Origin of the sequence: Mucilaginibacter lappiensis, assembly GCF_050433765.1 — a bacterium.
Taxonomy (GTDB): Bacteria; Bacteroidota; Bacteroidia; order Sphingobacteriales; family Sphingobacteriaceae; genus Mucilaginibacter; species Mucilaginibacter lappiensis_A.
In genome coordinates this window covers 25,538-40,300 of the sequence record NZ_JBNPWP010000011.1, presented here as the reverse complement: position 1 = coordinate 40,300, position 14,763 = coordinate 25,538, and the positions used below count along the sequence as shown (strand labels likewise).

General features: G+C 40.4%; 14 protein-coding genes and 1 tRNA gene. 2 read left to right on the top strand and 13 right to left on the bottom strand.

The window, feature by feature from the left end; translation table 11 throughout:
- Positions 1 to 14: 14 nt before the first annotated feature.
- Together M2273_RS25440 and M2273_RS25435 are read right to left on the bottom strand one after the other, a co-directional pair.
- Positions 15 to 1,448: a hypothetical protein gene (locus tag M2273_RS25440; protein WP_429400588.1), complete on the bottom strand. Its 1,434-nt coding sequence runs from the start codon at positions 1,446 to 1,448 to the stop codon at positions 15 to 17.
- Between the two features lie 68 nt (positions 1,449 to 1,516).
- Positions 1,517 to 4,288 carry a TonB-dependent receptor domain-containing protein gene (locus M2273_RS25435; RefSeq protein WP_429400587.1) on the bottom strand — a complete coding sequence of 924 codons (2,772 nt, stop codon included), beginning with the start codon at positions 4,286 to 4,288 and terminating at the stop codon, positions 1,517 to 1,519.
- A 214-nt stretch (positions 4,289 to 4,502) separates the two neighbouring features.
- On the opposite strand from M2273_RS25435, the gene M2273_RS25430 reads away from it, so the two are divergent.
- Positions 4,503 to 4,820 (top strand): ArsR/SmtB family transcription factor, encoded by a 318-nt coding sequence (locus tag M2273_RS25430; RefSeq protein WP_429400586.1) that lies wholly within the window; start codon positions 4,503 to 4,505, stop codon positions 4,818 to 4,820.
- Between the two features lie 23 nt (positions 4,821 to 4,843).
- Here M2273_RS25430 and M2273_RS25425 read toward each other — a convergent pair whose 3' ends face one another.
- The 3 genes from M2273_RS25425 to M2273_RS25415 all read right to left on the bottom strand — a co-directional run bounded on the left by M2273_RS25425 (position 4,844) and on the right by M2273_RS25415 (position 8,199).
- The gene (locus tag M2273_RS25425) at positions 4,844 to 6,244 is read right to left on the bottom strand and encodes a hypothetical protein (protein WP_429400585.1); all 1,401 of its coding nucleotides are present in this window, start codon (positions 6,242 to 6,244) and stop codon (positions 4,844 to 4,846) included.
- A 129-nt stretch (positions 6,245 to 6,373) separates the two neighbouring features.
- Positions 6,374 to 7,126: a helix-turn-helix domain-containing protein gene (locus tag M2273_RS25420; protein ID WP_429400584.1), complete on the bottom strand. Its 753-nt coding sequence runs from the start codon at positions 7,124 to 7,126 to the stop codon at positions 6,374 to 6,376.
- Between the two features lie 101 nt (positions 7,127 to 7,227).
- Positions 7,228 to 8,199 carry an aldo/keto reductase gene (locus tag M2273_RS25415; RefSeq protein WP_429400583.1) on the bottom strand — a complete coding sequence of 324 codons (972 nt, stop codon included), beginning with the start codon at positions 8,197 to 8,199 and terminating at the stop codon, positions 7,228 to 7,230.
- A gap of 20 nt (positions 8,200 to 8,219) precedes the next feature.
- Between M2273_RS25415 and M2273_RS25410 the strand changes: the two genes are divergently transcribed.
- Positions 8,220 to 8,399, top strand: a complete 180-nt coding sequence (locus M2273_RS25410; RefSeq protein WP_429400582.1) for a hypothetical protein — start codon at positions 8,220 to 8,222, stop codon at positions 8,397 to 8,399.
- 147 nt (positions 8,400 to 8,546) lie between these two features.
- Here the strand turns inward: M2273_RS25410 and M2273_RS25405 are convergent, their stop codons facing one another.
- From M2273_RS25405 to M2273_RS25370, 8 genes are all read right to left on the bottom strand, one after another.
- A complete protein-coding gene (locus M2273_RS25405) occupies positions 8,547 to 8,963 on the bottom strand; it encodes a DUF1348 family protein (protein ID WP_429400581.1) in 417 nt (138 codons plus the stop codon).
- An 81-nt stretch (positions 8,964 to 9,044) separates the two neighbouring features.
- On the bottom strand, positions 9,045 to 9,917 hold the full coding sequence (locus M2273_RS25400; RefSeq protein WP_429400580.1) for a helix-turn-helix domain-containing protein: 873 nt from the start codon (positions 9,915 to 9,917) through the stop codon (positions 9,045 to 9,047).
- A gap of 302 nt (positions 9,918 to 10,219) precedes the next feature.
- Positions 10,220 to 10,990: an SDR family oxidoreductase gene (locus tag M2273_RS25395; RefSeq protein ID WP_429400579.1), complete on the bottom strand. Its 771-nt coding sequence runs from the start codon at positions 10,988 to 10,990 to the stop codon at positions 10,220 to 10,222.
- A gap of 41 nt (positions 10,991 to 11,031) precedes the next feature.
- Positions 11,032 to 11,901 carry an alpha/beta fold hydrolase gene (locus M2273_RS25390; RefSeq protein ID WP_429400578.1) on the bottom strand — a complete coding sequence of 290 codons (870 nt, stop codon included), beginning with the start codon at positions 11,899 to 11,901 and terminating at the stop codon, positions 11,032 to 11,034.
- A gap of 73 nt (positions 11,902 to 11,974) precedes the next feature.
- Positions 11,975 to 12,832, bottom strand: a complete 858-nt coding sequence (locus tag M2273_RS25385; protein ID WP_429400577.1) for an alpha/beta fold hydrolase — start codon at positions 12,830 to 12,832, stop codon at positions 11,975 to 11,977.
- A gap of 155 nt (positions 12,833 to 12,987) precedes the next feature.
- Positions 12,988 to 13,536 (bottom strand): TetR/AcrR family transcriptional regulator, encoded by a 549-nt coding sequence (locus tag M2273_RS25380; protein ID WP_429400576.1) that lies wholly within the window; start codon positions 13,534 to 13,536, stop codon positions 12,988 to 12,990.
- A 222-nt stretch (positions 13,537 to 13,758) separates the two neighbouring features.
- Positions 13,759 to 13,832: transfer RNA gene (locus tag M2273_RS25375), tRNA-Pro, on the bottom strand.
- A 412-nt stretch (positions 13,833 to 14,244) separates the two neighbouring features.
- Positions 14,245 to 14,712, bottom strand: coding sequence for a hypothetical protein (locus M2273_RS25370; RefSeq protein WP_429400575.1), 468 nt, complete (start codon positions 14,710 to 14,712; stop codon positions 14,245 to 14,247).
- Between the last annotated feature and the right edge of the window lie 51 nt (positions 14,713 to 14,763).

Here is a 14,763-nt window from a genome sequence, read left to right as displayed (position 1 = left end):
ATATGTTTTTTATATTACTTGGTTACTGCACCAGGAGTAGTATAAGGCATTGTTTGAGGGTCAAAATTAGCCCAACCGGTTGTCCAGTCGGTTGTACCAACAGCACCTTTGTATGTAACTTTTTCAAAGAAAGCATCGGTCACCTTGGCATCAGTGAATAAAGCACCGGCAGCAGCGATTGATCCGGCTTTAACTGTAAAGTTAGGTGTGCCCGGGCTTGCAAAATCAGATGAGAACTTAAATGGATCAGTGATAACCGCATCAGCAAATAAAGCAGGGTTAAAAACATTATCAGTTTTTAATTTAGCTTCAAATAAAGTTTTGTTTTCACCTTTAACCTCGTTGGTTTTGGTTCCTAAAATGATATTATTTGTGAAAACTAAACGACCAGCGGTGTAATTGGTAGAGGTTGAAGCCGGGGTAGTTACTTTTGAATCGTCAATATAAACACCATCTACATAGCCTGAAAATACAGAGTTTAAAATGCTTATAGCAGAGTTACGACGAATTTGAGCACCGTGCTGATAGTTGGCGTTAACGGTAGCTTCACCAACTTTTGTTATTGGGCCTAATAAGGTCATGTTTGAGAAAACAGCTGAAGTTTGAGGTGTTTTATCAGAGCCATTATTATCGTTATCTGATTCAAAACTGTTTGAACCTGAATTATCTGCAAGGCTTTTAAAGCGCTGGCTTATGCCAAACTGAACTTTACCAGAGAAACCAAAGTCGGTATCAAAGTCATCATCAAGGCTACCCATGGCAATAAGGTGCTTACATTGTACTGTACCGCCAAACCACTCAAAAGCATCGTCACCAGAACGGTAAACTTGTACATAGTCAATAGTTGTTCCTTTACCAACACCACCAAAGGTAAGACCATTAATTTCGTTATCGGGAGAGAAAGGGATACCTGCATACTCAATACGTACATATTTTAAAGTACCTGAGTTGTCATTAGCCTCTGTACCGCCATACTGAATGTATTTAGCAGCATTGCCTTTAGCGTCCAAACCACCTTCAATACCTACATTATCACCCTGGTTAACCGGGGCTTTTCCTAACAGGATGATACCACCCCAATCTCCATTTGTTCTTGCACCTGATTCAAATGCCGATGTAAATACAATTGGCTTGGCAGCAGTACCCTCTGCCATGATTTTTGAACCGCGGGTAATTGTCAAAGTACCTTTACTTGCTTTATCTCCTTTTATCAGGGTTCCTGGCTCAATGGTTAATGTTGCTCCGTTAGTTACGTAAACAAAGCCTTTTATTAAATAAATTTTATCGGCTTTCCAGGTGGTAGCAGTTGCAATATCACCGGTTACTGTAACAGTGTTGCTTGTTTTAGTAGTATCTGTAACCGGCGGGTCAATAGTCGCCGATTTTTTGCTACATGCAGCTGAGAAAAGAGCTACAACAAGCGCTAAAAATAATCCTTGTTTTTTCATGATTTTCTTTTTGGGTTCGATTAAATCTGTATTGTTAATTTAGTTGTGAGATTCCTTTATTGCTTGTATTAAAAATTGTAACTGAAGGTTAGGGCATAGGTAGATCCCGGCTTGAATTTTTTGAAGGTATTACCGGTACCGCCTTTAGGGTTTTTATCTTTATCGTAGTAAAAATTATAGTTCTGATTAAACAGATCGTTACCGTTTAACTTAATCTCTCCTTTGTTTTTGAGTACTTTGTAGCCTATCTGGAAATCAAGTACATTTCTTGGAGCTTCATACACGCTCGGGAAATTTGACCCTCCGGCATAAAAAATTCGTTTCCCTAAACGGTTGTACAGAATATTAAGTGATAAGGTGTTGTTAAAGGCATTATGCTGAAAACCGGCATTAATAACATAAGGTGATTGCCCTACCAACGGCCTGGTGGGTTCAAGCAGGTTAGGGTTAGCCGGATTTTGGACACGTGATTTGGTTAGAGCCAGGTTGGCATAAAGTGTACTGTTTTTAAAAAACCCCTCGTCATTAATAAAATCAAGCGTTTTACGGGCTTCCATTTCGGCACCATAAACGTAGGCCGATTTTGCATTGAAATAGCTTATAGTAGTTGATGAGTTTACGTCATCAATACTCGGCTCAATGGCGTTATAAAACTTCTTATAGAAAACTGATACGGAGAATATTTGACCAGCAGAAGGATAAAACTCATATCTTAAGTCGGCGTTGTCAATAGCTGTTCTTTGTAAATTGGAATTACCTTCCTGAGTAGCTAACAGCTCATAATCATAATAAGAAAAGGGTGCAAGTTCCCTAAACTCCGGACGTGCCAGGGTGCGATAGTACGATGCCCTTAAATTTGCTTTGGTTGTTAAGCTATAAGTAATGTTTACTGATGGCAGGAAATCGGTATTATTTAATTCGGCCTGTGGTTGTTGCTGATCGGGATCGAGGGTGTTTAATTTCAGATCAAATTTTTCAACCCTTACACCATAAACTACTCTCAATTTATCACTTAGCTTATTATCAAGCATCACATAACCCGCATTGGTGTAGCTGTGTGCATTGTAATTATCATTAGGGGCAGATATTTCATCAAGCTCAAATGCTCCTGAGTTAATTGCATTTGGCCCGAAAAGTGTTTGTATCGGCCTTTCCCTGATATCACTTGTACCATCTTTTATTATTACTCCCAGAAAACGGGCATTAAAATCACGTTTACGATATTGAGAAGCAATGCCGACCTTGAAATTGCTGGTTTGATTAAATAACTTAACAGGCAACTTGAAATCAACTTTACCTGAATAGATATTCTCATTCAAATCTGAAAAGAAACGGGCATTTTCTTTTCCTAAATTGGTTATGCTTGCCACATAAGCACTGCCGGCATTTGGCTGTACGTAGTTTATTTTTCTTTGATCGGGCTGGCTATTTAAAATATTGCTGTAGCCCAGGCTCCAGTCTATTTTTGCATTTGACGCTCCAAGCTTATGATCACCATCCAATGTGGTTTTAAACAACGCTTTTTGCGTTAAATCATACGCGTAAAACCTATTATCATTGGCACCGTTTGAATTGTTTGTGCCGGTACGATAGGTGAAAATATCGTCGAAAGTACGATTGTAAAGATTCTTGAGGGTTATTTTGTTATTACCAAAGCTGTATGCAAAATTTGCCAGCGCTCCAACATTTGTAGAAAACTTGTATTGATTTTCTGTAAAATCAAAGTTATTATATTGCCTGATCAAATCAGGGATTGTGGTTTCGGCATTACGGTAAGTTAAAGCTATGGTAGTACCGAAACGGTTTTTGTTTTCGCCTATTTCCTGTACGTTACCCAGGGTAAACTGATAGCTTTGCCCTAAAAACGCTTTTTTGTTATAGATGTTAAAATCATTGTTAAGCGAGTTGATAGATTGTATATTTTGCTGGTTGGTTAACCTTGGCGGACCAATTACCTGTTTTGTGGTTGGGAAATTATCAACCAGCTCCCTTGCACCACCATCAAAACCAAAATAATCGCTTGTATTGCGGTAGCCGCTTTGGAAGTTTTTAAAGGTACTTTGCGAGTTATAACTGTAACCGGCTCCGATGCTAACGAAGTTTTGATCAGGTATATCTTTAGTAAGTACTTGTATATTACCTCCTGCAAAATCGGCAGCGATGTCGGGAGTTGCCGTTTTGCTGATAACGATATTCTCGATCAGGTTGGCCGGAACAATATCAAATGAAAACGCTTTACGGTTAGGCTCTGTACTGGGCAATGGCGTACCATCAAGTGAGGCGCTGTTATAGCGGTCGCTAAGACCGCGTACCACCACAAATTTATTATCCTGAATGGTAGTACCGCTTACCCTTTTTAAAACATCACTTGTGCTTCTGTCTGGTGACTTTTTGATCAGCTCGGAAGATATACCGTCAGATATGGATACGCTGTTTTTTTGAATTGCGTATAATGAGGCTACAGATGCCTGGCGATAAGTTGCTTTTACCACTACTTCTTTAAGTGCTGTAGAGGCCGCTTCTTGTAAAACAACATCAAGATTGGTAACTGCGCCGCCTTTTACTTCAATATCAGAAACTGATTTACTTTGGTAGCCGATATACTTTACAATTATAGTATACCTACCGGGCTGCAGGTTATTTAAAACATACCGTCCGTCAACATTGGTGGCAGCACCCTGGGCTGTTCCTTGTACGCCAACTGTTGCTCCAATCAGTGTTTCGCTGGTTTTTTGGTCAATGATCTTACCTGCAATCTTTCCGCTACTTTGTGCAAAAAGCGTTGAGTTAATTAACAGGAAAGGAAAAGCTATAAAGAGTAAGTGTTTTATTTTCAACATAATAATTTTTAATGACGGGTCAAAATTACCCCGGCATCATTAAATCCATGTTAACAAAAGATTATCAAATCGAATATCTTAGATGTTAGATTTGACTATAAGTAACATGAAATTAACTTTAGGGAAAATGAAGATTTCATGAAGAAATTATGAAGAGCTATTAATTGGTGATTAAATTATACTCAAGGGCTTTATCTTTGTGCATTCTCTAAACATGGCTAATCATAAAAAGGGGGAATTTGCCTCAACAGATCAACATATATCAATGGTGGCAAAAGCGCTTTCGCATCCTGCCAGAATTGCTATACTCCGTATTCTTGCTTTGCGCAAACAGTTTACCTGCGGCGAAATTGTAGACGTACTGCCTTTAGCCCAACCAACGGTTTCTCATCATTTAAAGGAGTTGATGGAATCTGGGCTTATTACCGTTACCATCGACGGAAAGAAGTCGTTATATGATGTTAACTGGAATAGCTGGAATAAATATACCGGTGAGCTTGACCTCCTGATTGCAGCAATGAGTAGAAACTAAACTCTTACTGCTCCTCCCCTCATTTAAGGGTTGTACTGATAAACAACCTGATAGGGCACTTTTTTCAATGTTGCCGAAATCTGCCCGATACCAAGATCTTTCTGTTGTGGAGTTGGTTCACAAAATGAGTAGGCTTTGCCTTTGTAAATAACAGTATTGCCAACAGGTTTATCAAACTGAACGGCCATACTGATATGCGTAGGGTACAATAAGGCTATCATTGGTAAGTTGTAAATTTCTTTTACCAGATAAAAAAACAGAGCAGCCCTGTCATCGCAATCACTGTATTTAGAAAATAAGGTTTCTTCGGGCGACAACCTTTTTTCTTTCCCAAAATTCGCATGATCATCCTCATATAAAAAAGCGTAACGGGTAAAGCGCATCAGGTAGTCAACCCCTTTTGTTTTACTCATTCCCTGTGTGTTTTTTCTGAGCAATGGTATAAGAGAACTATATGTTTCCTTACTTAACGGAATATTAAAATACGATTCAAAATCAACCCCGGGGTAATTTGCAAAAATCCGCTCTACATCGGCATTAAGCTTTATTTTAAAGTAATAAACTTTGCGGCGATAAGTAAATTGCAGGTCCTTTTCAAAATAGTTATCAGGAATAAAATCAGGCATCCTTGTCACTTTGTATGAAAATGCTTTTTTTCCTTCAGGGATGCTAACATTTACCGGAACAGGCGGGTCCTGGTTCAAATTGGCTTTGGGATAATCGTGAATGTTCAGGCACATGTATTTTTTGCCATCTATCATAAAAAATGGAATATCTGAGATATCCTCACTGCTGTATACATAAAATATGATCTTGTCCGCTGTTATAGCCAGCCGAGCGTCGTAACCCGATTTAGAAAGCAAAAACCATTTATACAAAGTATAATTACCATAGTTTTTTTCCTTCGGAGATATTTGTTGGGCCGTTTTACGGATAAGCTGGTAGTAGAGCCAATCATTCAACTGGTGCTTTTCCTTATAAGTTAAAAGCGCGTTAACCAATGTTTGATATTTCCCTGCATTTAACCTGGCATAAGATGCATTGACAGCTGCAGCCGAAAGCTCTAACGGTGTGTTTATAATGACAGATGTATCGGCCTCTGCATTAAATGTTCCTTCATAAAATTCAAAGCAAAACCGTTTCGTGCTGTCCTGTCCGTATAAATTAGTTACGGTCAGCATCAGCACAATAACAAAATATAATTTAACAGGCCTGCACATGGATAAATAATCGGTATAATAAATATACGAATAAATACCTGCTGTTACTATAAATGATTTATTTACCTCCCAAGTTAATTTGCCGTAAAAACAGGCTCCTTTTTCAAATTGCCTTGAAGGGGCCTCATGATTGGCATCACTATGTCTGGATCCGAACCCACAATCTCCAGCAATCCCTACTCCGTCAGAAACGATGTCTTCCAAAGTTGTACCGATAACTACGCCTGCTGCTGCTCCTTTAAGATAGGGTATGTCAATGTATATCGGAATGATTTGACAGTGATTCCGGAATCGGATGGTCAATGGCTCCACATCGTCTGCAATGCTGTCCTATTATAAGCGCTCAGTAGGCGCCTTTCCGAACTTTTTTTTAAATGAATGCGAGAAATGAGAAAGGCTTTCAAATCCCAGGTCGAGGTAGATTTCAGATGGCTTCCTGTTCTTTTTTTCTATGAGATGGCGGGCCTCCGTGAGCCGTTTTACCTGTAGCCACTGCCGGGGCGACATCTCAAATGTTTTTTGAAAGTCGCGCTTGAATCCCGCAAGGCTTCTCCCGGTGAGTTGCGCAAATTTTTCAACAGGAACGTTAAAATGAAAATTACTGAGCATGAATTTTTCTAAGTCCATTTTATACGGCTCGGAAAAATCAAACAGGAAATCCTTGAGCTCGGGCATAGCATGCAGCAGTAATTGCACCGCTTCTTTTACCTTTAACATGCCCAGGTCCTTCGTTACCTTTTCTTCCGGATTATGGACATAGGGTATCACGGATTGGAAAAAGCCACGTAGAAAATCGTTTCCGGGAATAAGAATGTTGGGTAACCCTGTGTATTTTTGCCCAGTTTCTATTTGTTCCTCCAGGGCGAACTTTCTGAGCAGGTCGTCTTTCAGGCAAATGATAATGGTTTGGTAATCCTCCCCGTCCAGCGGGGTCTTAGTAATTTCTCCCAGTTGATTTTTCCGTATCAGCAACATCTCGCCCCCTTTCATCGAAATCCTTTGACTGGCAGTCTCCAAAGTAAAATGACCCGAAACCTGTAATACTAATGTACTGTGCTCAAAAAACCCTACCTTCTCTTTTCTCATGGCCGAGAAAAAAGAGTAAAAGATTACTCCCGGGATTATTTCAGTTGGATTAATCATTAGGTAAAGATATAAAATAGGCCGGGCCTTGCAGCCCCACCCATTTATCGTTGCAGGTATGTACCGCCAAGTATTGAACCCAGCGAAAATTGCGTGTTAAGGGCATTCATGTCTTCCGGAGTGAATTCGATATTCATGGCTTGTATGTTTTCCGGCAACCTCGATCTGCGGCTCATGCTAACCAATGGCATGATATGATCGCCCTGAGCATTTACCCAGGCAATCGCCAGTTGTGTCGGGGTGTATCCTTTTTCCTTTGCCATTGCTTTCAATACTTCTACTTTTTCCAGATTCTTAATCAGATTCTCTCCTTGAAAACGCGAAAAGTGATTATGATAGTCATTGTCATCAAGGGGGGCTTTCATTTCACCGGTAAGCAGCCCTTCGGCTGTATTGGCAAAAGCTACAACTCCTACACCCAACTCTTTAGCCGCAGGCAGAAGGTCGCTTTCTATCTGGCGGTCGGCTAATGAATAGCCTATTTCCAATGCCGTCACAGGGTGTATGCTATTGGCTTTGCGCAGTTGATCTGCCGTTATTTCCGAAACGCCGAGGTAACGCACCTTTCCTTCTTTGATCAGATCAGCGACAGCTCCTATCACATCTTCCACCGGAATGCTGTTATCAAGTCTGCATGGCTGATAAAGATCTATAGTATCTATACCCAAACGTACCAAAGAATAGTTGATGAAATTCTTGATGGCTATTGGGCGAAGGTCCAAACCCAACCATTGACCGTTATAAAAGATAGCGCCAAATTTAACACTGATGAAGGCGTCATCCCTTCTGCCCTTGATGGCTTTGCCTACCAGCAGTTCGTTGTGGCCAGCGCCATAAAAGTCTCCTGTATTCAGGAAATTGATTCCGTTGTCTAAAGCTGACTGAATGGTAGCTATACTTTCACCCTCGTCATTCACCGGGCCTCCCCAAACAGACGACATACGCATGCAGCCTAATCCGAGTTTAGACACGAGTGGACCATTTTTGCCGAGGTTTATTTTTGTTATATTTTTCATAGCTGATCTTTTACTTATTAATGATACAAAGATCAGCTTTATATCCAATGGCCGATTTCTTTTACGGCTCAATTTACTTGTCTGTATGGCTCACCTTTCTGTCCTCACTTAAGCGCGATGGCCGGAAACAATGCCGTAAAAATCTCCCGCAGGGTTTTCACCTGCCCTACCTTTATAAAGAAATGCAGTTCTGGCGGTAAGCCTTAACAAATTGATAATATTAGCTAAACCGGAAATGCATAAGGGGTGCCCAACATCGCCCCGAACTGCTTCCCATCACGGTGAAAACACCGGCCACTGGCTGAAAGAATTATCTTTAGATTTTACGTTCTCTTTTGCCTGGTTAATTACAATTTACGGTCGGTTTCGGCAATAGGGGTGTCATTAAAGCTTGCAAAATGCATTTTTATATAACCATTGTCGTCAAACTGAAAAACCTGAACGCCATAACTTCTGTACGATTGGCCAGTGGTATCATGCCATTCATATTCAGATCTTACGGCCATACGGCCCTTAAGCGCTCCCCAAAGATCCAGTTTTATCTTAAATCCTAAATTTTGTTGCCATTTGCGAATCAGGAAGTGTTTGATCTCTTCACGACCATTCAAAAATTCTGTTCCGAAACGGACTTCAGCATCTTCTGAGTAATTTGCAATTACTTTTTCAGGGTTTTGTGAATTCCAGTCATTTTCTAAAAGCTGAAGTTTTTCTGCAGCTGTCTCCATATCCCATGGGGGTAGCGGGAATCTTTTTTCTGTTTTCATAGCACAAAGTTCATTATCTGCTGATCTTGATAACATGGACAAATCAGACTTTGACATGGACAATTGCTTTGCTAAGCCCAATTATGCATTTGCCCGGTCAAATCCAACTGTATCCCTGAAAAACTGGGGAGATATAGCTACATGACTTTTAAAAAAACGACTGAAATAAAATTCATCATTAAAACCCAGCTCATAAGCAATCAACTTGATGGGTTTGGAAGTGAGATATAATTGGCGTTTAGCTTCAATAATAATTCTGTCTGCTATCAGGTTTGAAAGTGTCTTGTTAAAATGTACTTTACTTACCCGGTTTAAAGCTGCTGTTGAAATATTTAGCAATGCGGCGTAATCACCTGGACTATGAAGGGATTTAAAATGCTTTTCGATAGCATCTTTTAAGCTATTTAACATATCCGGCTTTTTTCCCGTTGGGGGCTCTTCCTGGTTTCGCCATCCAATTTTAATCCTGGAGGCATTGATGAGCAATATTTTCAGGTACGATAACAATAACTCAAGTTGGGAGATGCCAGGCCGTTGCATTTCAGATCTAAGGGCTACCATTGTCGTTAACAATAGCTGTGTTTCATCAGGCGTTAAATCGATGACAGGTGATTCATAAATATTATTAAACAGTACGCCATTACAGGAAACTTCGTTCCGGTGTTTATGCAGACAGAAAAATTCAGGATGAAAATTTATCATAAGCCCTTTAAATTTGCCTTCGGATCTGATCTTAAACGGTTGATAAAGAGAAAAGCAAATGAGACTATTTTTATTAAAAGTGTACTCTGAAATATCTGCAACAATACTGCCGGTACCGGCTAACACTAAAATCACTGAAAAGTAATTGTATTTATTAAGGTCACTAAAGTATTCATCACTTTCAAATGAGTGAACTTTAATCGCTAAGGATTTACTTTGAGGGTTAATAAGTTCAAATACATTATCGTTCATGATAAATTTATTAAAATTAGAAGCAAGCAAAGTTAGGGAAACCTGAAGTAATACAAGCCTGGTAAGAGCACCAGCCACAGGCCGAATTTACTGTCTGCTCGCATAATTTAATAGTTTTTATTAGTGAACATATTTTATCAAAAACGGCTTCAGGAAATAACCTGAAGCCGTTTTTGATTTAGAGAAACTTTCTCCATCGTACAGGCTCGCATAATGGCACAAAGTCAATACCTAAGACCGTTATAAAAAGGCCAAAAAAACAACCCTGCATAGACCTTTTTTTAAGTATAAATATTAGCGGCCTAAATACCCTTCACCTCGCCACCATCCATTCTGAGAGCTGTACCGGTCATCCACTTTGCGACAGGCGATACTAAAAATGCCATTAATTCTGCAATTTCTTCAGGCTCTCCATAACGTTCGATATGTGATTCTATCAGAAATTTAGATTTCGCTTCCTCCATCGTCATATGATTGGCTGCCGACCATTTCGTCAAAAACCCAATACGGCGATTGCTCATTACCGGGCCGGGTAAAACGCTGTTCACCTGCACGCCATCGATGATACCCTGTTCAGCAAATGCTTTTGCCAGCGCAACAATCGCTGCGTTGATAGTAGCTACTGCCGCAAACCCGGGTTTAGGGTCTTCAGCAGAATTGCCTGATGTCAGGATCACCGATCCTTTCGAGGCTTTTAAGTAAGGCCAGGCTTTAATCGTTAGCCGGCGCGCGCCATGGAGCTTCATTTCGGCGCCATCGTTCCATTGTTCATCCGTCATTTCAAACAGGTGAATTTGCGGCACAGCCCCGGCTATATTGACCAGCGCATCAATCCGGCCAAATTTTTCGATGGTTTCGTTGATCACCTTATCCACCGCTGCTACCTGTCTTAGATCTGCCGTGATGATCAGCGGCTCCGCCCCGGCGGCTTTAACATTTGCAGCGGTTCCTTCCAGTTCTTCTTCCCTCCTGGCTACCAGTACCAGTCCCGAAAAGTCTTTTGCCAGCCTGATGGCGGTCGCCCGGCCAATCCCGGCGCTTGCGCCGGTTACTATCGCAACTTTTGTTTCCATAACAGATTTTTTACTTATCAATTATTAACAATTTGTGCTGTTTACTTTGGCAGCCTCTCTAAAAAGTGAAGTATTTCTGCCCCAATCTCATCTACATGGGTTTCCAGTGCAAAATGGCCGGTGTCAAAAAATTTCACCGTAGCGCCCGGAATATCCCGTTTAAATGCTTCAGCGCCCGGTGGAAGAAAGAATGGGTCTTTATCGCCCCAGGCAGCAAGCAACGCAGGCTGCTTGTCGCGAAAGTATCGCTGGAACACCGGATATAATGCCACATTGCTGGCATAATCTTTAAAAAGATCAAGCTGTATTTCTACGTTGCCCGGCTGATCAAGAAAATGTTGATCAAGAGTATAGGATTCAGGAGCTATCAAAGTTTCATCAGTTACCCCGGCAAAATATTGCCATTTTGTAGTGCCTTCCTCCACCATCATTTTTAAAGCGTTGCGGTTCTCCTCTGTTGGTTCGGCCCAATACTTCTGAATTGGGCTCCAGTTCTCGCTTAAGCCTTCCAGATAAGCGTTGCCGTTTTGTGTGATAATACCGGTTATTTTTTCTGGGTTGGCAACAGCAATACGATAACCTACCGGCGCACCGTAATCAAATACGTAGATCGCAAATCTTTTTAGCCCCAGCTGATCGATAAACCCCTGGATATGTTCGGTCAGGTTATCAAAGGTATACGCAAAACCCTGGTGATCCGGTTTATCAGAATAACCAAAACCGGGCAGGTCAGGTGCGATGACATGGTATTGCTCACTTAGTATCGGGATCAGGTTTCTGAACATATGCGACGAAGTTGGATAACCATGCAGCAATAATACCAGTGGCGCGTCTTTCGGCCCTGCTTCGCGGTAAAAGATATTCAAGTCATTTACCTTAGTATTGCGATAATTTACTTTTGTAGTTTTCATGATTGTTATATTTAGTTTAGTATATAATTTGTGACAAAAACAGACCACTCTGTTTTTGTTATTTTAAATTTTTTTATCCTAAAAAGGATTTGATGTTTTTAGCGATATCGGTATGGTGTTCTTCTAATGCCAGGTGGCTGGTATCATAAACATGGAGTTCCGCTGAAGGGACATCCCTTTTGATCGCTTCGGCTGCAGACACCGGGAAAAAAATATCATTTTTACCCCAAACCAACAATAAATGCGGCTGTGTTTCTTTGAGCCACTTTTGCCAATTTGGATATTCAGCGATATTAGATGCATAATTGTACAGCAAGTCCAATTGTATGTCTTCCTGACCGGGGCGGTTCAGGTAATGCAGCGCACTGATATAGTGATCTGGATTAATTTTGCCGGGATCTTTTGCACCGTTCAAAAAGAAAAGTTTGATACCGTCTAATGTCAGCAGAGGTTTTACCAGTTTCGTGGTTTCCTTGTTCCGATTTTCAAGGAAGGGGACTGCCTCTTGCATCGCCGGGCCTAATCCCTCTTCATAAGCATTGGAGTTTTGCAGAATGTAATTATTAAAAATGCCTGGCCTGCGGGTTGCGATGCGAAAAGTAATTGGGCCGCCATATCCAAGTGCATATACGTTTGGCTGTTTCAGCTCCATCTTTTCCATGAATTGCTCTATCGTCAAAGCGATGTTCTGAAAGGTGTATTCATAGTCTGTTTTGTCGGGGATATCGCTGTTGCCAAATCCCGGAAAATCGGGCGCTATCAAATAATAATCATCTTTCAGGTCATTCATCAGTTCCTGAAATGCGCCCGAAGCATTTGGCACACCATTAAGTAAGATGATCTGTTGTTTGGCTTTATCCCCAGCCTCTCTGTAAAAGATGTTAATGCCATCCACATTAACCTTTCCATAACTAATTGCTTGTGTTTTCATTTTATGGTTTTTAATTTCTCTTATCTATAGGTTGACTCCTTTTATAATTCAAAGGTATAAAATCAATTTGAAAACAGACAAGTCTGTTTTCAAATTATTCTAACTTTTCTCTTCTTTTTTGTATTTAAACATGTTTTAATAAATATGGCGGCTGTTTATAATAATTTATGGACTACTTCACGGGCAGAAATTACCGGCCAGGTGTCATTGTGCACTTTATTGCCAATCAGCGCTCCTTCAAACAACACGTAAATTTCATCTGCCAGTTCCTCTTTTTGAATTGGTCTTAGGATCTCGGCAAAAAGCCGGCGTACACCATCCTTTTGCTTTTTTATTTGACGCCTTACTACTTCAGCATCTTTTGGTACTTCAGAGATAATATTTAAAAAATTACACCCATAATAATCTTTTCGCTGTACCAGTTCAATAAGGTAATCAAAAACGCCCAACACTTTATCTTTGGCTTTAGTATGTTTGCCGGCTGCGGTTTTTAACGCTTCGTCGGTGGCTGCACCGGCCGTTTCTAAATAAGTCATTAATATCTCTTCCTTGGTCCGGAAAGCAGAATACAGGGAAGATTTTACAACACCCGATTCTTCAATGATCTGGTTAATACCGGTATTGCCATATCCCTGTTCGTAAAATAAACGTGACGCCGTATCAATAATGGTTTGTCGTATCGAATTCTTTCTCTCATTGCGCATGATCAAAGATAAAATAAGCTTGTCAAACAGACAAGTCTGTTTTTTATAATTCTTAAATCTTGTTAGACCATTGTAGTTCGGGCTAAAAATAGGTTTTCCACATGCTTTTTCATCGGTTTCAGTGGCTAATGCTGCTGGAAAAGGTGCTGGAAGTTTTATCAGGCTTTTACTAAGTGCACAAAAAAAGGCTTCAGAAAAAATCCTAAAACCTTTATTTTCAAGTCGGGATGGCGGGATTCGAACCCACGACCTCCAGCACCCCATGCTGGCGCGATACCGGGCTACGCTACATCCCGAATGGTTGGTGTAAGATACCATCTACACTTTTAACTAACTGTAATCTATGCACTTGCAAGTCATAAGCAAGGCTAATGATCTGTTAATTAGTGGTTGTTTAGAACGCTCTCTCAAACATAGTAGCATAACAAAGGGTACAAATGTTTGAGAGGCAAATATAATAAGTCCGCCTGTAAGTGCAAGTGAACATTTTATTTTCTAAGGAACACTGCGAGGTTTAATCTAAGTTTCATAATGTTTGATTTAGTGAATTACGATGACACTCCACGTTTATAGCAATCAAGTGCAAGGAGAAACGGAATAAATGTGTGGCAGTGTATAAGCTTGTGTTTATGCAATAGTTCCTTGCCTCGCTACATCAGCTATAAGCGTAATTTTGCTGAGTAATTCATTCCTCACTTTGTCACAATGTCATAAGCCTTTAAACAAGCACCACTTATAATCTAAGCCGTTTAAATAAGCTTGCCTAGAGCCTTCATGAGGTAGCACATCAACTATATTTCTTATAGTTAGACCTTCTGGTGATGGTACAAAGTCAACCGCGTTACCTGTAACAACATCAAAGGTAGCACCAGTATCATATACTATCTTAAACACACAATACCCCATACCTGATTCCCCCGCATCGTAAAGCTTCTTTGAAAGTGAAACAGGAAGAGCATTAGGGCTTTCTTCTATACTAATTACTTCTTCTATAGGTACTAACATCTCTTTGTTGATTCTGCCCCATGATCTTAAATATTCATCGTGATTTGCTAAGTATACATTGTCCAATGTAACACCACTACTTAATGTAACTTGACATGGCGTCCAATCTTGTGAGGTTGCAATCTTACTAAGTTGCTCCTGTTGTTCAATTGAGATGGGCTTAATTTCCATAGGTTTCGTTCGCCTAAGATAGCTCTGTGCACTCATCCAACAAAACAAAGA